The following is a 21,613-nucleotide window of genomic DNA, read 5'->3' as shown; positions in this document are numbered from 1 at the left end:
GCGCGACTCCCTACAGCAGGCAGGAGGGATCGGAGGAGCAGTCGCCGTCCCCGCAATCGATGCGGCCGTCGCCGTCGTCGTCGAAGCCGTTGTCGCAGATCTCGATCGGACCCCCGCCCCCGGTGCAGAGCGCGTCTGCGGCGCAGTCCGGGTCGGCGCAGTCGAGGAGGCCGTCGCCGTCCTCGTCGATGCCGTTGCCGCAGGCCACCTCGAACTCGATGTCGTCCGGATCGTCGCCACCGCATCCGAGCGCCGCTCCGAGCGCCATCACCACGGCGGCGAGGCCGGTCCCCAGCCGGTTCATTCGAACCTCCTCTCACGAGATACGGTGCGGCCCCCGGCTCCCCGGGGCAGTGGCCCGCCCCCCGCCCGGTGGCCCTTGCAACCCGTCTCCAGCCCCGGGGCCGCGCCGCTCCTTCGGGATTGGAGCGCCAGCCCACCGTACCTATCTTGAGCGAAACGCCCATCGGGACTCTCCCCCGGGGGTGCGGAAGGAGCGGTGAACGGCGGCATCTCCGAGGAAGTGCGGACCTTCGTGGTCGAGCACATCGATTCGGTCGAGCAGCTCGAGGTTCTTCTTCTCATCCGGGCGAGCGCGAAGCGGACCTGGACGGCGGAGGGGGTAGCGAGCGAGCTCCGGATCGATCCGCGCTCCGCTGGCCAGCGCCTCGAGGACCTGCGCAAGGCGGGGCTCGTCGCTCCGGCGGAAGGGGGCGGCGTCTGTTTTTCGCCCCGCTCGCAATCGCTCGCCCGCGTGGTCGAGGAGCTCGCGCAGAGCTACCACACCCACCGGGTCTCGGTGATCTCCCTGATCTTCTCCAAACCATCCGAGCGCATCCGGAGCTTCTCGGATGCGTTCCGTCTCCGGCGGGAGGACCCGGATGGCTGAAGCGGTCTACCTGCTCTGCGCTGCGACGAGCCTCGCCTGTGCGGTATTGCTGCTGCGTGCCTGGATCGGTGGGCGCCAGCGGCTGCTGCTCTGGAGCTCGCTCTGCTTCGTCGGGCTCGCGATCAACAACGTGCTGCTCTTCGTCGACCGCGTGATCCTACCCACGACCGTCGACCTCTCGGCCTACCGCACCCTGGCCGCGGTCTTCGCCCTGGGCGTGCTGCTCTACGGCCTCATCTGGGATACCGCATGACGCCCATGGTCCTCGACATGCTCAACGGGGCCATCATCATGGCGAGCTTCGCCGCCGGCCTCTTCTTCCTGCGCTTCTGGCGGGAGAGCCACGACCGGCTCTTCGCCGCCTTCGCGCTGGCGTTCTGGATCCTCTGCCTGAACTGGCTGCTGCTCGCCTTCGTCGGGCCCGAGTACGAGGCGCGCACCTATCTCTACGTGCTGCGCCTCGCCGCCTTCCTGCTCATCATCGCCGCCATCGTCGACAAGAATCGGAAACGCGGCAGAGGTTAAGCGAGCCCCGAGGCGCCGAGCTCCGCCGCCCGGGGCATCTCCACGTGGAAGGTGGTCCCGGCGCCTGGCTTGCCGTCCGACTCCACCCAGATCCTGCCGCCGTGCTGGCCGACGATCCCGGCGGCGATGGTGAGGCCGAGGCCGAGGCCGCCGTAGCGAACGCCGTGGGCCTGGCCGAACTGCTCGAAGATCTCCGTCTGCCGGTCGAGGGGGATGCCGACGCCCTCGTCGTGCACGGAGATCCGGATCCGGTCGCCCTCGTCGGCAACGTCGAGGCGCACGCTGCCACCGTCCGGCGAATAGCGGATCGCGTTGGCCACCAGGTTGGTGAACACCTGCTCGAGCCGGTGGCGATCCGCCTCGATCGGCAGCGCCTCCGGCGCGTGCAGCTCGATCGGATGGGCGTCGGAGAGGAGCTGCATGCGCTCCCGGGTCTCCGAAAGGAGCTCGACGAGGTCGAAGGACTCCCACTCCAGCGAGAGCCTGCCGCTCTGCAGGCGGCCCACGTCGAGCAGGTCCTCGACGAGGCGGACCATGCGGCCGATCTGGCGATCGATCATCGTCAGCGAGCGCTCGGCGTCGCCGCCGGCCTTGGCCAGACGCCTGAGGGTGAGAGCGGTCTGGGCCTTCACCACGGTGAGCGGCGTGCGCAGCTCGTGCGAGGCAGCGGCGAGGAAGACGTCCTTCGCCTCGCTCGCCTTGCGGAGCGCCTGCTCGGTCTGCTGCAGCGCCGACTCGATCTGCTTCTGGTCGTGGATGTCGGTCGCGGTGATCACCCAGCCCAGCACCGTGCCCCGATCGTCGCGGTGGGGAACGCCGCGGCCGAGGTGCCAGCGCCACGCGCCGTCGTGGGCACGGCGAAGGCGGAACTGCACCTCGAAGGGCGAGATGCCGTCGAGGGCGCGCCGCCGCGCCACCTCCATCACCGGCGCGTCCTCGGGGTGGATGAAGCGCCGCAGCACCTCGAGGGTCGTCTCGCCCCGGCGCAGCGCCGCGTAGCTCCGCCATCCCTCGTTCGCGTATTGGATCTCGCCGTCGGGCCCGAGCGCCCACACGCACTGCGGCATCGCATCGATGAGCGATCGATAGCGCTCCTCGTGCCGGCGCTCGATCGCCGCGAGCTCGTGCTCGCGCAGCAGCTGGGCCTGCCGCTGGAGCGCCACGCCCCGCTGGTGGAGCTCGACGAAGACCCGGACCTTCGACCGGAGCACGTCGGCGTCGAAGGGCTTGCGGATGTAGTCCACCGCCCCGTGCTCGTAGCCGCGGAAGAGCGCGCCCTCGTCCTCGCCGAGGCCGGTGAGGAAGACGATGGGGATGAAGCGCGAGCGATCCCGCATCTTGATCAGCCGCGCGGTCTCGAAGCCGTCGATGCCCGGCATCCGCACGTCGAGGAGGATCACGGCGACGTCCTCGTGGAGCATCAGCTGCTTGAGCGCCTCCTCGCCCGAGCGGACGAGGAGGAGCTTCTGGCCCAGCGGCTCGAGGATCGCCTCGAGCGCGGTGAGATTCGCGCCCTGATCGTCGACGACGAGGATGCTGGCCTGGTTGTCTAGCGTCGCAGCCACAGTCGAATCGTCTCCAGGAGTTCGGGGATCTGGACCGGCTTCGCCAGATAGTCGGAGGCACCTGCCTCGAGGCAGCGCTCCCGGTCCTCCTCCAGCGCCTTGGCGGTCACCGCGAGGATGGGAAGCGACGCGTGGAGCGGATTGCTCCGGATGCGTCGCATCGTCTCGAATCCATCCACTTCGGGCATCATCACATCGGTGATGACCAGGTCAATCGTGGGATCTTCCTCGATCCGTGCCAGGCCGCCCTTGCCGTCTTCCGCGTAGAGGACCTCGGCGCCGCATCCCTCGAGAACGCTCGCCATCGCGTAGACATTGCGGGCGTCGTCGTCGATGAGGAGGATGCGCGCTCCCTCGAGCCGCACGCAGTCTTCCTTCACCGGGTCGGCGCTCTCGTTCCTGGTCGAAGCGACGACCTCCTCGAGGTTCTCGAGAGCCCCCTGGTAGCGCTCGGGCAGGTAGACCGTGAAGACGCTGCCCTCGCCAACGGTGCTCTCCACGTGGATCTCGCCGCCGAGCAGCCGCACCAGCTCCCTGCTGATGGAGAGGCCGAGGCCGGTGCCGCCATATTTGCGGCTGGTCGTCCCGTCCGCCTGCTGGAAGGCCTCGAAGATCAGCTGCTGCTTCGAGGCCGGGATGCCGATCCCGGTGTCGCGCACCGAGATCGCCACCACCCGCTCCGACAGCAGCAGCGTCTGCGCCTGCAGCGCCGCGCCATCGGCGAGGGCGACGTGCAGCTCCACCTTGCCCTCGGTGGTGAATTTGAACGCGTTGGCGAGCAGGTTCTTGAGCACCTGCTGGAGCCGCTGCGCGTCGGTGAAGATCGCCTCGGGCAGGCCCTCCTCCATCCGCACTTCGATCCCGATCCCCTTCTGCTCCGCCACCGGCAGGAAGGTGCGCTCGACGAAGCCGCGCAGATCCTGGAGCGGGTAGTCCCGCGGATCGACGCGCATCTTGCCCGACTCGACCTTGGCGAGATCGAGGATCTCGTTGATGAGGCTGAGGAGGTCCTCGCCGGCGGCGTGGATCGTCCGGGCCCACTCGATCTGCTTGGAGCTGAGGTTCGCCTCCTTGTTCTCGCCGAGGAGTCTCGCGAGGATGAGCAGGCTGTTGAGCGGCGTGCGCAGCTCGTGGGACATGTTGGCGAGGAACTCGCTCTTGTAGCGGGAGATGAGCGCGAGCTGCTCGGCCTTCTCCTCCAGCGAGTTCCGGGCGCGCTCCACCTCGTGGTTCTTCTCCTCGACCTGCTGGTTCTGCTCGGCGAGGAGCCGCGCCTTCTCCTCGAGCTCCAGGGCCTGCTTCTCCAGCTCGGCGTTGGAACGCTTCAGCTCCTCCTTCTGCTCGGTGAGCTCGAAGGACTGGGTCTGGAGCTCGAGGGTGAGGCCCTGCGACTGCAGGAGGAGCTGCTCCGTCCGCATGTTCGCGATGATCATGTTGAGCACGACGCCGATCGTCTCGGAGAGCTGGTCGAGGAAAATCTGGTGGATCGCGCTGAAGGGGTGGAAGGAGGCGAGTTCGATCACCGCCTTCACCCGGCCTTCGAACATCACCGGCACGACGATGATGTTGAGGGGCGAGGCCTCGCCGAGCCCCGAGCTGATCTGGATGTAGTCCGGCGGGACGTCGGTGAGCAGCAGCGTCTGCCCCTCGAGGGCGCACTGGCCCACGATCCCCTCGCCGAGGCGGAAGCTGTTGGCGACGTTCTTGCGCTCGCGCCACGCGTAGCTCGAGGTCAGGGTGAGGCGCGGCTCTTCCCCCTCCGCATCGAGGAGGAAGAAGGCGCCGTGGTGCGCCGAGACGAGCGGGGTCAGCTCGCTCATGATCAGCCGCGACACCGCCTCCAGGTTCTTTTGTCCCTGCATCATCCGCGAGAAGCGGGCGAGGTTGGTCTTCAGCCAATCCTGCTCGTTGTTCTTCCGCGTCGTCTCGATGAGGTTGACGATCATCTGGTTGACGTTGTCCTTGAGCGCGGCGACCTCGCCCTGCGCCTCCACCGCAATCGATCGGGTCAGGTCGCCCTTGGCCACCGAGGTGGCCACGTCGCCGATGGCGCGCACCTGGCTGGTGAGGTTGGCGGCGAGCTGGTTCACGTTGTCGGTGAGGTCGCGCCACGTGCCGGAGGCACCGGGCACCTTCGCCTGGCCGCCCAGCTTCCCCTCGATCCCCACTTCGCGCGCCACGGTGCTGACCTGCTCGGCGAAGGTCGCCAGGGTCTCGGTCATCGCGTTGATCGTCTCGGCGAGCGCCGCCACCTCGCCCTGCGCGTCGAGGACGAGGCGCTGGGTGAGGTCGCCGTTGGCGACGGCGGTCACCACCCGCACGATGCCGCGCACCTGGGTGGTGAGGTTGGAGGCCATGAAGTTCACGTTCTCGGTGAGCTCGCGCCAGGTGCCGCTCACGCCGGGGACCCGGGCCTGTCCGCCCAGCTTTCCTTCGGCGCCCACTTCGCGCGCCACCGAGCTCACCTGTTCCGCGAAGAGCGCCAGGGTCTCGGTCATCGCGTTGATGGTGTCGCCGAGCGCCGCCACCTCGCCTTCCGCGGGAACGGTGAGCTTCTGGGAGAGGTCGCCGTTGGCGACGGCGGTCACCACCTTGACGATCCCGCGCACCTGCGTGGTCAGGTTCGAGGCCATCGAGTTCACGTTGTAGGTGAGGTCCTTCCAGACACCGGAGACGCCGGGCACGTAGGCCTGTCCACCCAGCTTTCCTTCGGTGCCCACCTCGCGGGCGACGCGGGAGACCTCCGAGGCGAAGGAGTTGAGCTGATCCACCATCGTGTTGACGGTGTCCTTCAGCTCGAGCATCTCGCCCTTCACGTCCACCGTGATCTTCCGGGAGAGATCGCCGCGAGCCACCGCGGTGGTCACCGCGGCGATATTTCGAACCTGGGCGGTGAGGTTCGAGGCCATCCAATTGACGTTGTCGGTCAGATCCTTCCACGTGCCGGAGACCCCCGGCACCTGTGCCTGTCCGCCCAGCTTGCCGTCGGTGCCCACCTCGCGGGCCACGCGGGTCACCTCGCTGGCAAAGGCGCGGAGCTGGCCGACCATGGTGTTGATGGTGTCCTTGAGCGCGAGGATCTCGCCCTTCGCCTCGACGGTGATCTTGCCGGAGAGATCGCCGTTGGCGACGGCGGTGGTGACCTTGGCGATGTTGCGCACCTGATCGGTGAGGTTGGCCGCCAGCAGGTTCACGTTGTCGGTGAGGTCCTTCCACACGCCCGAGACGCCCTGCACGTCGGCCTGGCCACCCAGCCTGCCGTCGGTGCCCACCTCGCGGGCGACGCGGGTCACCTCCGCCGCGAAGGCGCGGAGCTGATCGACCATGGTGTTGACGGTGGCCTTGAGCTCGGCCACCTCGCCGCGGGCGTCGACGGTGATCTTGCGGGAGAGGTCGCCGCGGGCAACGGCGGTGGTCACCTCGGCGATGTTGCGCACCTGCGCCGTCAGGTTGGCGGCGAGGCCGTTCACGTTGTCGGTCAGGTCCTTCCAGGTACCGGAGACGCCGGGCACCGAGGCCTGGCCGCCGAGCTTGCCGTCGCTGCCCACCTCGCGGGCGACGCGGGTCACCTCCGCAGCGAAGGAGGAGAGCTGCTCGACCATCGAGTTGACCGTGGTGCCGATGCGCAGGTACTCGCCCTTCACCGGGTGGCCGTCGATGGTGAGCGGCATCTTCCGGGAGAGGTCGCCGTGGGCCACCGCGTCGAGGACCCGCGCGATCTCCGCGGCGGGAACGACGAGGTCGCCGACCAGGCCGTTGACCGAGTCGATGCAGCGGGCCCAGCCGCCCTCGACCCGCCCTAGCGAGGCGCGCTCGTCCATGTGCCCCTCGCGGCCGACGGCGGTCTCGACGTGGGCGAGCTCGTCCTCGAGGGCTGCGGCCCGCTCGGCGACGAGGTTGAGGGCCTCCGCCACCTCGGCGGGCAGGCCGTCCCAGGCCTGCTCGTCGAGGCGGACGTCGAAGTCGCCGTCCACCAGGGCGAGGAGCGCGTCGCGGACGTTCTCGAGGATCGCCGTCTCGTCGGCGCTCTTGCGCCGGCTCGGCCGCCTGACCTGCGACGAGGCACGCTGCCGGGCGGTTCCGCGTCCGCCAGCCGTGCGAGCGGCGCCACGTGGCGTTGCCGTCCTGCCCGAGCTCGACGCGGGCCGAACCCGGCGCTGTCCACTCTTCGGTCGCTTCTCGTCGCCCATCCGCGTCCACCTCTCGGTCGTGTTCCAGGGCGGTGCTCGCTCGTGGGAGCGATCCCGCCAACGGAGGTGCAACACACACACGGGAGGAATTTCTTCGCACCCGGCCCGGAGGAGGCACGGTGGACGACGCCCGCCGCATCGCCGGCGGATCGGGCGGGCAGGCAGGACCACCGCGAACGGCGACGCCGCGCCTACGAACCAGGTGGGGACGGCGGAGGGGATTCCGCGCGGGGGAGCGAGGCGACGAAGGTGGAGCCCCGCCCCACCTCGCTCTCGACGGTGAGCGTGCCGCGAGCTCCACCACGCCGCGGCTGGTGAAGAGCGAGAGGCCGAGACCACCGAAGGAATCGACCGGCGCATTGGAGGAACGATCGAAACGCTCGAAGACGTGGGGCCGGTCCGCGGCGGGGATGCCGATCCCTTCGTCGCTCACCGAGAGGCGCGCCCAGCCGCCGCTCGCCGCCAGGGCGACCCGGACCCTCCCGAGGGAGGAGGTAGCCACGGATCGCGCCGGTTGACGGCGGGCACGCCGGTTCGGGTGCAGGAACGACCGCGGCGCCACCCCCTCGGTCGAACGAACCGGGGAGCGGCGCCGCGGCTGGGGCGATCGGCCGTGCTACTTCGCGGCCTTGATCGCTTCCTGGAGCTCGGGGGCGATCTTGAAGAGGTCGCCGACGAGGCCGTAGTCGGCGATCTGGAAGATCGGCGCCTCGGCGTCCTTGTTCACGGCGACGATCACCTTCGAGCCCTTCATGCCGGCGATGTGCTGGATGGCGCCGGAGATGCCGAGGGCGATGTAGAGGTCGGGGGCGACGGTCTTGCCCGTCTGGCCGACCTGGTAGTCGTTCGGCACCCAGCCCGCGTCCACCACGGCGCGGGAGGCGCCGACTGCAGCGCCGAGCTCGTCGGCGAGGCCGTCGACGGGCTTGAAGTCACCCTTGGTGCCGCGGCCACCGGAGACCACCACGCGGGCCTCGGTGAGCTCGGGACGGGCGCTCTTCACCTGCTTGAACTCGACGAAGCGGGTCTTCGCCTCACCGAGCTCCGGCAGGGCGAAGGGCTTGACCGCACCTGCAGCGCCGGCCTTCTCCGCCGAGGGGAACTCGGTGGAGCGCACGGTGGCGAGTTTCACCGGCGTGGCGATCTCCACCTCGGCGATCACCGAGCCTGCCCACATCGGGCGCTTGCAGGTGACGTCGGCACCGGAGCCGCCGAAGCCCATGATGTCCGAGGCCATGCCGGCGCCGATGCGGGCGGCGACGCGGGGCAGCACGTCCTTGCCCTGCGAGGCGGAGGGGGCGAGCACCCAGGCGGCGTTGGCCTCCTTGCACGCCTTCTCGATCACCTTCGCGTAGTGCTCCGCGAGGGCGTGTTCGAGCTTCGCGTCGTCGGCGGTCCAGACCTCGGCTGCACCGTGGGCCGCCATCTCGTTCGCCGCGTCGGCGATGCCCTTGCCGAGCACCAGCGCGATCACCTTGCCGCCTGTGCGGGCGGCGAGCTCCTGCCCTGCCTTCAGGGTGTGGAGCGAGCTCTTCTTCAGAGTGCCTTCGAACTGCTCGGCAACGACCAGAACATTCGACATGTCGTTCTCCCAGGGAGCCCCGGCGCGCGACGCGCGGCCAGGGGCGGGACGGAAATCAGAGGACCTTGGCCTCGTTCTTCAGCTTGTCCATCAGCGTGGCGACGTCGGGGACGATCATGCCGCCCTTGCGCGCCGGCGGATTGGCCATGGTGCGGACCTTGACCTTCGGGGACGCATCGACGCCGAGGGCCTCGGGGGTGAGCTCCTCCACCGGCTTCTTCTTCGCCTTCATGATGCCGGGGAGCGAAGCGTAGCGGGGGAGGTTGAGGCGGAGCTCGGTGGTGACCACCGCTGGCATCGCGACGGAGACGATCTCGAGGCCGCCGTCGACCTCGCGGATCACCTTCACGTCCTTGCCATCGATCTGCAGGCCGGGGACCTTGTTCTTCTCCTCGGCGGACTCGAGGCTCTCCACCTTGGCGGCGAAGGTGGCCTGGCCCCAGCCGAGGTACTCGGCGAGGAGGGCGCCGGTCTGGCCCTGGTCGTCGTCCACCGCCTGGCGGCCGCAGATGACGAGGTCCGGCTGCTCCTTCTCCACCACCTTGGCCAGGAGCCGGGCGGCGCCGTCGGAGTCGGTGGGGGCGGAGAGCTTCACCAGGATGCCGCGGTCGGCGCCCATCGCCAGCGCGTGGCGCATCTCGGTGACGAAGCTGGCGTCGCCGATCGACACGACGACCACCTCGCCGCCGCCCTGCTTCTCCTTCAGGCGGAGCGCCTCCTCGACGGCGATCTCGTCGTAGGGGTTCGGCTTGTAGTTCATGCCTTCGAGGACGATGCCGCTGCCGTCGGGCTTGACCTTGATCTTCTGCTCGGGGTCCTCGACCCGCTTCACGGCGCAAAGAATCTTCACCTTCGCCTCCTATGGGTCCCGCTGCCGGGAAAAATTGCTGGATGGATAGGGCTTGCGCAGCTGCCGATCAAGCCTTCAAAAGCTCGCGGGCGATCACGAGACGCTGGATCTGCGACGTTCCCTCGTAGATCTGGATGAGCTTGGCGTCCCGGAAGAGCTTCTCGACCGGGTATTCCTTCGAGTAGCCGTAGCCGCCGAAGATCTGCACCGCGTCGGTGGCGACCTTCATCGCGGTGTCCGCGGCGAAGCGCTTGGCGAAGCTCGAGACCAGGGTGTTGCGCTGGCCGGCGTCGAGCTGCGCCGCCGCCTCGTAGGAGAGGAGCCGCGCCGCGTGAAGCTCGGTGCCCATGTCGGCGATCATGAACTGGATCGCCTGGAAGTTCGCGATCGCCTGGCCGAACTGCTTGCGCTCCTTCGCATAGGCGATGGCGTGCTCCATCGCCGCGCGGCCGACCCCCACCGCGAACATCGCCGTGAGCGGCCGCGAGTTGTCGAGGGTGGCCATGGCGATCTCCCAGCCCTGCCCCTCCTCGCCGATCCGGTTCTTCACCGGCACCCGGACGTTCTCGAGGGTGAGCGCCACGGTATTGGAGGCACGCTGGCCGAGCTTGTCCTCGTGGTGGCCGACGTGCAGCCCCTCCGGGCGCCCCTCGACGACGAAGCAGGTGATCCCCTTGCGCCCCGCCTTGCGGTCGAGGGTGGCGAAGATCGTGTACTGGTCGGCGACGCCGCCGTTGGTGATCCACATCTTCGCGCCGTTCAGGACGTACTCGTCGCCCTCGCGGACCGCGGTGGTGGTCATCCCCGCCACGTCGGAGCCTGCGCCCGGCTCGGTGAGGCCGAAGGAGGTGAAGCGGAGCTTCTCGGCCAAGGGGGCGACGAGGCGCTGCTTCTGCTCCTCCGAACCGCCGATGAGGATCGGCAGGAGCGCCAGGTCGTTGGCGATCATCGAGGTGGCGATGCCCGCGCAGCCTGCGGCGAGCTCCTCTGCGACCAGCGCCTGGTCGAGGTGGGAGAGCCCCAGGCCCCCGAGCTCCGGCGGCAGCGTCATGTTGAGGAGACCGAGCTCGAAGCCCTGTGCGATCACGTCGCGGGGAAAGTCGCCGGTGCGGTCGTATTCCTTCGCCACCGGCGCCATCACCTCGCGGGCGAATTTGCGGGCGGTGTCCCGGAGGGCGATCTGCTCGGGCGAGAGCTGGAAATCCATGGCCATTCCTTTCAGGCAGCGAGGCCGCGGGCGAAGATCTCCGCGAGCTGCTCGGCGTTCTTTCCCAGGTCGAAGCGGCGGCCGCCAAGCAACCACGACAGGGCCACCTCGTCCAGCGCTCCGAAGATGGCGCGGCGCACGGCCTTGACGTCGACGTCCGGCCGGATGCTGCCGTCGGCGAGACCGCTGTCGAGGATCGTGGAGAGGATGTCGAGGTAGGCGCCGAAGGCGGTTGCCTTGTACTCCTTCATCAGCTTCGCGCTCTGCCGGAGCTCGACGGTGAGCACCTCGGCGAGCTCCGGGCGGCGCTCCACCTCGGAGAGGTGGCGGCGGATGAAGGCCTTCAAACGATCGAGGGGACGCTCGCAGGCCGAGACGGCCTGGTGCATCCCCTCGTTGATCTCGCCCATTCGCTCCTCGAAGAGGCAGATGAGCAGATCGTCCTTGTTCTTGAAGTAGAGGTAGATGGTTCCGTCGGCGACGCCCGCCTCCCGGGCGATCTCGGCGACGGTGGCGGTGTAGAAGCTCTTCGAGGCGAAGACGCGCACGGCCGCCTCGAGGATGCGTTCGCGCTTGTCCCCCTTCGGATCGCGTGCTCTGGTTCCGCCGCCGTTCGACACCGCTCCCTCTCCCGGCAGATGCAGCCCTGAATGAAGGCTCATTCAGGTAGCAACGGGGATGGCGGACGTCAAGCGGCTCCGGCAGGACTCATTCGCTCTGGTACCAGTCGACGAAGGTGCCGTCCGACTCGGTGAGCCGCAGCGCCAGATTGTCCCACTCGTCGGTGACGATCGCCCAGGTGTAGGTCTCCGCGGGCTCGAGCTCCTGGGGCACCATCTGCGCGTTGGGATCGCAGCTCGCGCTCTCGCTCCTGGCGAAGGACTGCATGTGGAGGGTGAGCTGGCTGCCGGCGACGGCGACGGTGCCTTCCGCGTAGGCGAAAATGCAGCCGGACATCTCGCTGTCGATCAGCGTGGCGCGGGTCCAGCTGCCGTCGGCGCCGAAGCTGTGCTCGGAGCGGGCGCTGATGATGTCGCCGCTGGTGCTGATCGCCCAGCTGCCCTGGAGCTCGGCGGGAACGGTGGTCTGGGTCGAGCCGCCGGTGCCGCCGGTTCCGCCGCCGCCGCTCGTGTCGTCGACACAGGCCTGCAGCTCCGTGCCGCAATGGGTCTCGACGCAGCTCATGTCCTGGCAGAGGTTCTCGTCGATGCACGCGAGGACCGCACCGAAGAGCTGGAGCCCCTCCTCGCTGGAGGCGTCGTAGCACGCCTCGAGACAGGCGTCGGTCTCGCAGCCCATCGCGCAGGCCCAGAGCTCCATGCAGGCGTGGCCCGTCTCGGTGGTGGTGCCACCCGTGCCGCCGGTGCCACCCGTTCCGCCCGTGCCCGCGGAGCCGGCGGTCCCGCCCATGCCGCCTGCGCCGGCGGCGCCGGCGTCGTCGTCGTCGCCGTCGGCGCCGCCACAGGCCACGGCGAAGAGAGCTGCTGCTGCCACGAACCCCAGGAGGATCTTGTTGGCCATTTGCGATCTGTCCCGAGGGCGCGCGGCGGCACGTGCCCTCTGGCGGCGGGCTCCGGCCCGCTCGCCCACGTTGTCCCCCGGCCCGCCCGGGTCTGCGCCGAGGCGCGATCGGCCGGAGAATCGTCGCAGGGGCCATTGCCGAAATAGTGCGGAAAACCGCACCGGATTCCGCGCGAATTCGGCTGGGATCCCGGAGGGCTACGGCACGCGCTCGTGCGCCCGCCGAGGCCACCGTGCCGTAGTCCGGCCTGGTTCAGCCGCCGGTCGGCACGGACTGCGCGTCGTGTGGAGGCAGCGCGATCGGACTCCGCTGCCGCAGGAGGCGCGGCTTGCGGCTCACCTCCCCGGTGCCGCCGGAGATGAGCTTGCGGAACTCCCGCTCCGCCTCTGCGCGGCGTCGGGCGAGGAGCTTCCAGATGGTGTCCGAGCGCAGCGCGAGGCGCTCGTAGCCGTTGAGCTGCTCCATCTCGCGGATGAGGCGGGCCGCATGTTCGGAGCGACGGCGGAGGATGGCGCTGCCCAGCTCCCCTGCGGCGTGGCGCCAGGGACCACCGGGTCGATGCACGAGGGCCTCGACCTGGCGAGCAAAGGCGCCGCCTGCGCCGTCGCACTGCTCGACCCGAACCGGCGCGATGTGCGGCTCGAGGACCTGCGCGCCGATTCGCACCAGCACCGTCTCCAGCGTCTCGTCCACGAGGACCATGCCGCCGCTCGTCGCGGGGCGCGGCATCTGCGTGTCCACCACCCAGCCGCCGGTGTTGTAGACCGCGACCCGGACCTGCTCGCGCGGCAGCCAGGCCCACTGCGCCAGGGGGCGGTGGGTGTGGCCGTAGAGGAAGGTGTGGTGCTGGGGCCGGATGCCGCGCTCCCGGTATTCCTGCCGAAGCGCCGCAGCGAGCGGCCCGTCGATGTAGCCGAGGACCTCGCCCGGGAGCTCTTCGGTAGCGGGCAACGAACGGCGGATGTCGGTCTTCTCGAGCCCATCGAGGGCCCGGAGCAGCGGGGCGAGCAGCAGGCGCTGCGCCACGCGCTTGGCGAAATTGCCCGGCGCGACGGAAGCGAAGGCCGCTGCGAGACGGCTGGCGAGGAGCACCTTGCCGCTGCCGCTCTGGAGCAGGTCGTAGCTGCGGCGCAGCCCGGATGCGAGGGAGCCCTCCCGCCCCAGGCTCGACCAGACGAAGTCGATCCACGCGCCGTTGTCCGCCTCGAGCTGGTCGAGTCCGGTTACCCGCTCGCCGCCGAAGACGGCGCGCGACACCGTGGACATCAGCACGTAGACGTCGTCCATGAAGTGGCCGTGGTGGGCGACCACCGCCCGATCGCCCTCGAAGACGCCGAGGTTCGGGTAGGCCACCTGCACCTCGAGATCGCTGCGCTGTGGGAGGCGGTGGTGCAGCAGCCGCGTGAGCATCTCCGACCGGGTCGGCTCGACGGAGGCGCCGTCGCCCCGCGGGCAGAGGAGATCGAAGGCGGTGGTCACCGGCGCGGTGGGCTCGAGTCGCCCCTCGCTCCGGGCGAGCTGCAGGTTGAGGAGATCGTCCCGGGTGCTGGTCCAGAGGTCGTGGTCGTGGTTGCCGGGTACGAAGACGATCCGCGGATCGAAGAGCGGCCTGCCTCCATCCGGAAAGAGCATCCCCACGAAGCGGGCGAAGATGTCGAAGGCGACGTGCCGCGGTGCCAGGGCGAGCTCGAAGGCGTCGCCGAGGAGGACGAGGCGCGGGGGCGCCCCGCCGCTGCAGCTGCGGACCACGTCCTGCAGGCAGGCGACGAGGGCCTCCATGCCCTCGCTCGGCTCGACCGGTGCCTGCATTCCCGGCCCGAGCGGATCGGTGAGGATGCTGTTGCGCTCGCCGAAGTGGAGGTCGGAGAGGAAGATGTAGCGAATTGCCGCCATGTGGCCGCCCCCGTGTCTGCCAAGCCTGTGCACGCGGGGAGCGACTTGCCGCTGGTGCGCCCTCGCCCCAGCCGAGCGCCCCTTGCAGACGCGACCGCCGAGGGCGTGGCTCTCGCAGCAGGGGGCGCCTAGATCCTTCGCACCGTAGCGAGAGCGGGGGGGACACATGGCGTTGCGCGAATACCGCCCGGGAGAGCGGTTTCCGGGGGTGATCGGTCGTACGATCGACGAGTCTTCCCCGGCGTGGCCCGCGCCACTGCGGGCCAAACCCGGCGCGCCGAACGTTCTCTTCATCGTGCTGGACGACGTCGGTTTCGGGCAGCTGGGCTGCTATGGCGGGCTGAGCGAAACGCCGAACTTGGATCGCCTGGCCGAGCGCGGGGTGCGCTTCAACAACATGCACACCACCGCGCTCTGCTCGCCGACGCGCGCCTGCATCCTCACCGGACGCAATTCCCACTCGAACGGGATGGCGGGGATCACCGAAGTCTCGACCGGCTACCCCGGCTACAACGGCCTCATCCCCTTCGCGAACGGCTTCCTCTCGGAGATGTTGCTGCCCCACGGCTACAACACCTTCGCCGTGGGCAAATGGCACCTGACGCCCGCCGAGCAGGTCAGCGCCGCCGGGCCCTACGATCGCTGGCCGCTCGGGCGCGGCTTCGAGCGCTTCTACGGCTTCCTCGGCGGCGACACGCACCAGTACTACCCGGAGCTCGTCTACGACAACCACCAGGTCGAGCCGCCGGGTACGCCGGAGGAGGGCTACCACCTGACCGTCGATCTCACCGATCGGGCGATCGAGTTCATCGGCTCGGCCCACGTGGTGGCGCCCGACAAACCCTTCTTCCTCTACTTCGCCACCGGCGCGATGCACGCGCCCCACCAGGTGCCGAAGGAGTGGGCCGACAAATACGCCGGGCGCTTCGACATGGGCTGGGAGAAGGCCCGCGAGGAGATCTTCGCCCGGCAGAAGCAGATGGGACTGCTGCCGCAGGATGCGCAGCTCCCGGCACACGATCCCGACGTGCCGCGATGGGATTCGCTGGGCGCCGACGAGAAGCGGCTCTGCGCGCGGATGATGGAGGTCTTCGCGGGTTTCCTCGAGCACACCGACCACCAGATCGGCAGGCTGCTCGGCTACCTGGAGCAGATCGGCGAGCTCGACGACACGCTGGTGATGCTGATCAGCGACAACGGGGCCAGCGCCGAGGGTGGACCGACCGGGTCGATCAACGAGAACAAATTCTTCAACTTCGTCCCCGAGGACCTGGAGCAGAACCTGGCGGCGCTGCCGGAGCTCGGCGGACCGAAGTATTTCAACCATTACCCCTGGGGCTGGACCTGGGCGGGCGACACGCCCTTCCGACGCTGGAAGCGGGAGACGTACCGGGGCGGCGTCGCCGATCCCTTCATCGTCTCGTGGCCGAAAGGGATCGCGGCTCGCGGGGAGCTCCGCCACCAATACGCCCACGCCATCGACATGGTGCCGACGGTGCTCGACTGCCTGGAGCTCGAACCGCCCCACGCGATCCGAGGCGTGACGCAGTCGCCAATCGAGGGCGTCAGCTTCGCCCATGCCCTGGACGACGGCGCTGCGCCCAGCCACCACCGGACCCAGTACTTCGAGATGATCGGGCACCGCGCGCTCTACCACGACGGCTGGCGGGCCGTGTGTCCGTGGCCCGGCACCTCCTTCGCGGAAGGGCTGCCCTTCGGCACGCCGATGAGCCGCGAGGATCTCGCGCGGATCGACACGCAGGGGTGGGAGCTCTACCACGTGGCGGAGGACCCGACGGAGACGCGCAACCTCGCCGATACGCACCGCGACAAGCTGATCGAGCTCATCACCTACTGGTACGTCGAGGCGGGCAGATACCAGGTGCTCCCCATCGACGGCAGAGGCCAGCAGCGCTTCGCCGAGGAGCGGCCGCAGCTCGCGCCCGAGCGATCCCGGTACGTCTACTTCCCCCACCTGCAGAGCGTGCCCGAGAACGTCGCGGTCAAGGTCCTCAACTGCGCCCACTCGATCACGGCCCGGGTGACGATTCCTACCGGCGGCGCGGAGGGCGTTCTCCTCTGCCACGGCGGCAACACCGGCGGCTACACCTTCTTCGTCAAGGACGGGCACCTCCACCACGCCCACAACTACGTGGGCGATCGCATCCTCCGTGTCCGCTCGGATCGGCCCGTTCCGCAGGGCGAGGTAGAGCTGCGCTTCACCTTCGAGCCGACCGGACCTGCCGCCATGCACGAAGGCAAGGGGACGCCGGGCATCGCGCGGCTCTTCGTGGACGGCCAGCGGGTGGGACAGGCCGACTACGAAGTGACCATCCCGATCATGATCGGCCTGGGCGGCGGTCTCGTCTGCGGCAGGGGATCGGTCTCGCCCATCGTCGACGACTACCGGGGGGAATTCGCCTTCACCGGCACGCTGCACGAGGTGGTGGTGGAGGTGGGCGGCGAAAAGCCGGCCGAGGACGACGAGGCAAAGATGCGCCAGAGCCTGGCGCGGCAGTAGGGCGGGGGAGCGACATGGCGAAGAAGGGGAACGGCTTTCCGAAGATCGTGCGGCGCAACGTCTACCCGAAGCCGGAGTATCGCTTCACCAAAGCCAGGATTGGTGTCACGTACAAGGATTCGAAGGCGGACTTCCCACCGATGCAGAAGGCGCCCGCGCACGCGCCGAACATCGTGGTGGTGCTGCTGGACGACGTGGGCTACGGCCAGCCCAGCGTGAACGGCCGGCTGGTGGGCACCCCTACCGCCGAGCGCATTGCCAGGCAGGGATTGCAGTACTGCCAATTCCACACCACGGCGCTCTGCTCACCGACCCGCGCGGCGCTCCTCACCGGACGCAACCACCACACCGTCTCCTCTGGCGTGATCGGCGAGATGGCGACGGGCTTTCCCGGCTACACCGGCATCATCCCGCGCAGCTGCGCCACCATCGCCGAGATTCTATCGCAGAACGGCTACGCCAACGGCTGGTGGGGAAAGAACCACAACGTCCCCGACAACCAGACCAGCCCTGCCGGTCCCTTCGAGAACTGGCCTACCCAGCGGGGTTTCGATCACTTCTACGGCTTCATCGGTGGTGAGACCGATCAGTTCTACCCGGCGCTCGTCCGCGGAACCACGCCGGTGGAGGCGAAGAAGAAGCCGGAGGAGGGCTACCACCTCACCACCGATCTGGCGGACGACTGCATCGCGTGGATGCGACTGCAGAAGGCGATCGCGCCCGATCGCCCCTTCTTCGTCCACTTCGCGCCGGGAGCGACCCACGCGCCACACCAGCCGCCGCTCGCGTGGCGCGGACGGAACAAGGGCCGCTTCGACATGGGCTGGGACCGCTACCGCGAGGAGGTCCACCGGCGGCAGCTGGAGATGGGGGTGGTGGCGCCCGGCACGAAACTCACCCCGCGGCCCGCGGAGATCCCCGCCTGGGACTCCTTCGGCCCCGAGGAACAGCGGCTCTTCGCCCGCCAGATGGAGAACTTCGCCGACTTCCTCGAGCACACCGACTACGAGGTCGGACGCCTCGTGGAGGCCCTCGAGGAGCTGGGCGCCTTCGAGAACACGCTCTTCCTCTACATCCTCGGTGACAACGGCGCGAGCGCCGAGGGGAGCATCGGCGGCACGATCAACGAGCTGGCGGTGCTCAATGGCATTCAGCCGCCGCTGGAGAAGACGCTGCCCCGCATCGACGAGCTGGGGCTACCCGGCACCTCGCCCCACTACGCCGTCGGATGGGCGTGGGCGGGCGACACGCCCTTCCAGTGGACCAAGCAGGTGGCGTCGCACTTCGGCGGCACCCGCAACGGCATGGTCGCCAGCTGGCCCGCCTGGATCGCCGGCGTGCCGCAGAAGCCTATCGAAGGCGTGAGCATGGCCTACACGTTCGACCGGGAGAGCGCCCACGCCTCGAGCAAGCGGGAGACGCAGTACTTCGAGATCGTCGGCAACCGGGCCATCTACCGCGACGGCTGGATGGCGAGCTGCCGCCACGGCCGCCTGCCCTGGGTGAACGCGGGAACGGTCGACTTCTCCACCGATCGCTGGGAGCTCTACGACATCGAGCACGACTTCAGCCAGGCCGAGGACCTCGCAGCGCAGCATCCCGAAAAACTCCGCGAGATGCAGGACCTCTTCCTCGTGGAGGCGGCGCGCCACGACGTGCTGCCGCTGGACGACCGGATGGCGGAGCGCTTCGACGTGACGCTGCGGCCGAGCTTCTTCACCGGCCGCAGGGAGGTGACGCTGCGGCCGGGCATGGTCCGACTTCCCGAGGGCAGCGCGCCGAAGCTCTGCAACGTGGACCACGACATCAGCGTGGTCGCCGATGTGCCCGGGCGCGGCGCCGAAGGTGTCCTCGTCTGCCTCGGCGGCGACACCTCGGGCTGGTCGCTCTTCGTCGAGGGCGGCAGGCTCCGCTACCACTACAACTGGTTCGACCTCGACCGCTACGACGTGATCGCCGACCGGACGCTGCCGACGGGCCGCGTCGAAGTACGCGTGGAGTTCCGCTGCGACCAGCCGGGCATGCCCGGCGCGCCGGCGACGGTGCGGCTCTTCCACGGCGGTGACCAGGTGGCACAGGGACGGATCGAAAAGCAGGTCCCGTCTCGCTTCGGGGTGGAGAGCCTCGACGTGGGGATGGACACGCTCTCGCCGGTCTCTCCCGCCTACGGGGACCGGAGCCCCTTCGCCTTCACAGGCACGATCGAACACGTCCACTTCGAGTTCCTGCAGCCGGCGGAGCGGACCACCGCCGAGCTGATCGAGCACCACGTCCGTCTGGATTGAAGGAGAGCAGCGATGGCAGAGAAGAAGCGCCCGAACATCCTCGTCCTGTGGGGCGACGACATCGGCACCTGGAACATCAGCCTCAACAGCAAGGGGATGATGGGCTACCGCACCCCGAACATCGACCGGATCGGCGAGGAGGGCCTGCAGTTCACCGACTACTACGGGCAGCAGAGCTGCACCGCGGGACGGGCCGCCTTCATCACCGGCCAGAATCCGATCCGGACCGGGCTCACCAAGGTCGGCATGCCGGGGGCCGACGTCGGCCTGCGGCCCGAGGATCCCACCATCGCCGAGCTGCTCAAGCCGCTGGGATACGCCACCGGCCAGTTTGGCAAGAACCACCTCGGCGACAAGGACGAGTTCCTGCCGACCAACCACGGCTTCGACGAGTTCTACGGCAACCTCTACCACTTGAACGCGGAGGAGGAGCCGGAGCACCCCGACTACCCGAAGGATCCGGCCTTCCGGAAGCGCTTCGGCCCCCGCGGCGTGATCCACTCCTTCGCCGACGGCAGGATCACCGACACCGGCCCGCTGACGAAGAAGCGGATGGAGACGATCGACGACGACGTGACCGATCGCACCCTCGACTTCATCGAGCGCAGCCACAAGGAGGGGAAGCCCTTCTTCGTCTGGTGGAACTCGACCCACATGCACTTCCGCACGCACATCAAGAATTCGTCGGAGGGAAAGAGCGGCCAGGGCATCTACAACGACGCGATGGTGGAGCACGACGAGCAGGTCGGCCGCATCCTCGCCAGGCTCGACGAGCTCGGCATCACCGACGACACCATCGTCGTCTACTCCACCGACAACGGCCCGCACTACAACACCTGGCCCGACGCGGGGATCACCCCCTTCCGCAGCGAGAAGAACACCAACTGGGAGGGCGCCTTCCGCGTGCCCTGCGTCGTCCGCTGGCCCGGCCAATTCCCGGCGGGCAAGGTGCTCAACGGCATCGTCTCCCACCAGGACTGGTTGCCGACGCTGCTCGCCGCAGCCGGGGTACCGGACGTGAAGGAGCGCCTCGAGCACGGCCACGACGCAGGCGACAAACACTTCGAGGTGAAGATCGACGGCTACAACATGCTCCCCTACTTCACCGGCAAGAGCGAGGTGAGCCCGCGCCGGGAGTTCTTCTACGTCAGCGACGACGGGGAGCTGGTGGCGTTGCGCTTCGACGACTGGAAGCTCGTCTTCCTCGAGCAGCGGGCGAAGACGCTGCAGCTCTGGGCCGAGCCCTTCGTTCCCCTGCGCACACCCAAGATCTTCAACTTGCGCCGCGATCCCTTCGAGCGGGCCGACGAGAACTCGAACACCTATTTCGACTGGATGATCGACCACGCCTTCCTGCTGGTTCCAGCCCAGAGCTACGTCGCCTCGATGGTCGCCTCCTTCAAGCGCTTCCCCCCGCGGCAGGAGCCTGCCTCCTTCAACCTCGACCGGGTGATGGAGACGCTCGAGCAGGGGCCGAACGCGCACTGACGCGCCGCAAGCGGTCGTTCCGGCCGGGTAGTAGCGGCCGGGTCGACCCTTCCCAATGCTGAAGGTCCATCGGACCCGACCCATGACGAGGAACGCATGAATCTGCAGTCGACGATCGGAAGCGCGCTGCTGCTCGTAGCAGCGGCGCTTCCCAGTGCCGCCGCGGCGCAGGAGCAGGCGCGCGAGGCACGCGCTGCGGCGGAGCTCGTCGAGTCGCGCTTCCTCGACGGGTGGGCCTACGTGCCGGTCACCGTGGTCCAGGGGCCCTACGTGACCAGCTACGCGAGCAGCACCACCGGCCTCGGCACCTATACGCTCGACATCGATTTCGAGCTACCGCCGCCCATCGGTGTCCGCACGCAGGACCTCGACTACATCGCGCTCCTCCAACTCTTCGAGGCGCAGATCGCCTTGCTCGACTGGTTCGCCCTGCGGGTGAATGCGGCGGGCGAGGGGGTGATCCCCGACAACGGCCAGTCCGCGCTCAGCATTGCGGTCAACGGCACCTTCGGCGGAGGCGGAGGCCTGGTCGCCCAGCTCCTCGAGAGCGATCGCTTGCTGCTCGCCATCAAAGGCGACTACCGCTACCTGCGACGCAGCGTGGTCAGCCCTGCTGGCGCCATCGAGGCGACCGTCGACGAGTTCCGTGTCGGCAGGCTCCTCACCACCCAGGACGTCCACATCGCGCTCGCCGGGGGCAGCTTCGCGTTCGCCTTCACCGACTGGCTGGGGCTGGTGGCCGAAGCGGGGTGGCTCGGGGAGTGGCCCGAAGCGGTCGGCATCTTCCGCGGCCAGGAGGAGTCGAACCACTTCATCGACCTGGCCGGCGCCCTCAGCGCGAATTTCTGGCGGCAGCGCATCCCGATTGGGCTCACGGCCTTCTGGCGCGAGCTGATCCCGGTCGGCGGCGACAACCCCTTCGACCACAGCAGGCAGGCAGGTGGCGGCGTCTTCTACACCGGCAGGCCCTACCTCGACGTCGGCATCGAGCTCTTCGTCGAGGACGATCGGCGCTCTGCCGGCAACCTGATCCGCGACGCCGGCCGCATCTACCTTGCGCCACGAATCCGCGGCTATTTCTGATCGCCGGGAGACG

At 68.9% G+C, this 21,613-nt stretch carries 15 protein-coding genes and 2 pseudogenes; 7 read left to right on the top strand and 10 right to left on the bottom strand.

Annotated elements, in window-relative coordinates; genetic code table 11:
* Positions 1 to 10 precede the first annotated feature (10 nt).
* Entirely contained in the window at positions 11 to 304 is a 294-nt protein-coding gene (locus tag ACESMR_RS01565) for a hypothetical protein (protein ID WP_373044472.1), read from the bottom strand.
* 195 nt (positions 305 to 499) lie between these two features.
* Between ACESMR_RS01565 and ACESMR_RS01560 the strand changes: the two genes are divergently transcribed.
* Genes ACESMR_RS01560 through ACESMR_RS01550 form a run of 3 tightly spaced genes read left to right on the top strand, consistent with a single transcriptional unit; the run spans position 500 to position 1,414 of the window.
* A complete protein-coding gene (locus ACESMR_RS01560; protein ID WP_373044470.1) occupies positions 500 to 889 on the top strand; it encodes a hypothetical protein in 390 nt (129 codons plus the stop codon).
* Positions 882 to 1,142, top strand: a complete 261-nt coding sequence (locus tag ACESMR_RS01555) for a DUF5985 family protein (protein WP_373044468.1) — start codon at positions 882 to 884, stop codon at positions 1,140 to 1,142. Before ACESMR_RS01560 ends, ACESMR_RS01555 begins: the two co-directional genes overlap by 8 nt.
* Positions 1,139 to 1,414 (top strand): DUF5985 family protein, encoded by a 276-nt coding sequence (locus ACESMR_RS01550; protein ID WP_373044467.1) that lies wholly within the window; start codon positions 1,139 to 1,141, stop codon positions 1,412 to 1,414. The genes ACESMR_RS01555 and ACESMR_RS01550 overlap by 4 nt, the downstream gene beginning before the upstream one ends.
* Here ACESMR_RS01550 and ACESMR_RS01545 read toward each other — a convergent pair.
* From ACESMR_RS01545 to ACESMR_RS01505, 9 genes and pseudogenes are all read right to left on the bottom strand, one after another.
* Positions 1,411 to 2,979 carry a sensor histidine kinase gene (locus ACESMR_RS01545; RefSeq protein ID WP_373044465.1) on the bottom strand — a complete coding sequence of 523 codons (1,569 nt, stop codon included), beginning with the start codon at positions 2,977 to 2,979 and terminating at the stop codon, positions 1,411 to 1,413. The genes ACESMR_RS01550 and ACESMR_RS01545 overlap by 4 nt on opposite strands.
* Positions 2,964 to 6,995, bottom strand: a pseudogene (locus ACESMR_RS01540) (HAMP domain-containing protein); the annotation flags it as partial. The gene ACESMR_RS01545 and the pseudogene ACESMR_RS01540, both read right to left, overlap by 16 nt.
* Positions 6,996 to 7,473: 478 nt before the next feature.
* Positions 7,474 to 7,671, bottom strand: a pseudogene (locus tag ACESMR_RS01535) (sensor histidine kinase); the annotation flags it as partial.
* A gap of 114 nt (positions 7,672 to 7,785) precedes the next feature.
* The gene (locus ACESMR_RS01530) at positions 7,786 to 8,751 is read right to left on the bottom strand and encodes an electron transfer flavoprotein subunit alpha/FixB family protein (protein WP_373044461.1); all 966 of its coding nucleotides are present in this window, start codon (positions 8,749 to 8,751) and stop codon (positions 7,786 to 7,788) included.
* 55 nt (positions 8,752 to 8,806) lie between these two features.
* A complete protein-coding gene (locus ACESMR_RS01525) occupies positions 8,807 to 9,601 on the bottom strand; it encodes an electron transfer flavoprotein subunit beta/FixA family protein (protein ID WP_373044459.1) in 795 nt (264 codons plus the stop codon).
* Between the two features lie 67 nt (positions 9,602 to 9,668).
* Positions 9,669 to 10,808 carry an acyl-CoA dehydrogenase family protein gene (locus ACESMR_RS01520; protein WP_373044457.1) on the bottom strand — a complete coding sequence of 380 codons (1,140 nt, stop codon included), beginning with the start codon at positions 10,806 to 10,808 and terminating at the stop codon, positions 9,669 to 9,671.
* Between the two features lie 11 nt (positions 10,809 to 10,819).
* On the bottom strand, positions 10,820 to 11,428 hold the full coding sequence (locus ACESMR_RS01515) for a TetR/AcrR family transcriptional regulator (RefSeq protein ID WP_373044456.1): 609 nt from the start codon (positions 11,426 to 11,428) through the stop codon (positions 10,820 to 10,822).
* 88 nt (positions 11,429 to 11,516) lie between these two features.
* Entirely contained in the window at positions 11,517 to 12,329 is an 813-nt protein-coding gene (locus ACESMR_RS01510) for a hypothetical protein (RefSeq protein WP_373044454.1), read from the bottom strand.
* Between the two features lie 253 nt (positions 12,330 to 12,582).
* Positions 12,583 to 14,223 (bottom strand): hypothetical protein, encoded by a 1,641-nt coding sequence (locus ACESMR_RS01505; RefSeq protein WP_373044452.1) that lies wholly within the window; start codon positions 14,221 to 14,223, stop codon positions 12,583 to 12,585.
* 166 nt (positions 14,224 to 14,389) lie between these two features.
* Between ACESMR_RS01505 and ACESMR_RS01500 the strand changes: the two genes are divergently transcribed.
* From ACESMR_RS01500 to ACESMR_RS01485, 4 genes are all read left to right on the top strand, one after another.
* Positions 14,390 to 16,744 carry a sulfatase-like hydrolase/transferase gene (locus tag ACESMR_RS01500; RefSeq protein ID WP_373044450.1) on the top strand — a complete coding sequence of 785 codons (2,355 nt, stop codon included), beginning with the start codon at positions 14,390 to 14,392 and terminating at the stop codon, positions 16,742 to 16,744.
* A gap of 14 nt (positions 16,745 to 16,758) precedes the next feature.
* A complete protein-coding gene (locus tag ACESMR_RS01495) occupies positions 16,759 to 19,029 on the top strand; it encodes an arylsulfatase (protein ID WP_373044448.1) in 2,271 nt (756 codons plus the stop codon).
* A 12-nt stretch (positions 19,030 to 19,041) separates the two neighbouring features.
* Entirely contained in the window at positions 19,042 to 20,517 is a 1,476-nt protein-coding gene (locus ACESMR_RS01490) for an arylsulfatase (protein WP_373044446.1), read from the top strand.
* A gap of 96 nt (positions 20,518 to 20,613) precedes the next feature.
* Complete coding sequence (locus tag ACESMR_RS01485) at positions 20,614 to 21,600, top strand: hypothetical protein (RefSeq protein ID WP_373044444.1); 987 nt, start codon at positions 20,614 to 20,616, stop codon at positions 21,598 to 21,600.
* Positions 21,601 to 21,613: the final 13 nt, after the last annotated feature.

The organism is Vulgatibacter sp., assembly GCF_041687135.1.
Lineage (GTDB): Bacteria > Myxococcota > Myxococcia > Myxococcales > Vulgatibacteraceae > JAWLCN01.
Note: the sequence above shows the minus strand (reverse complement) of the source record. Positions and strands in the feature narration are given on the sequence as shown.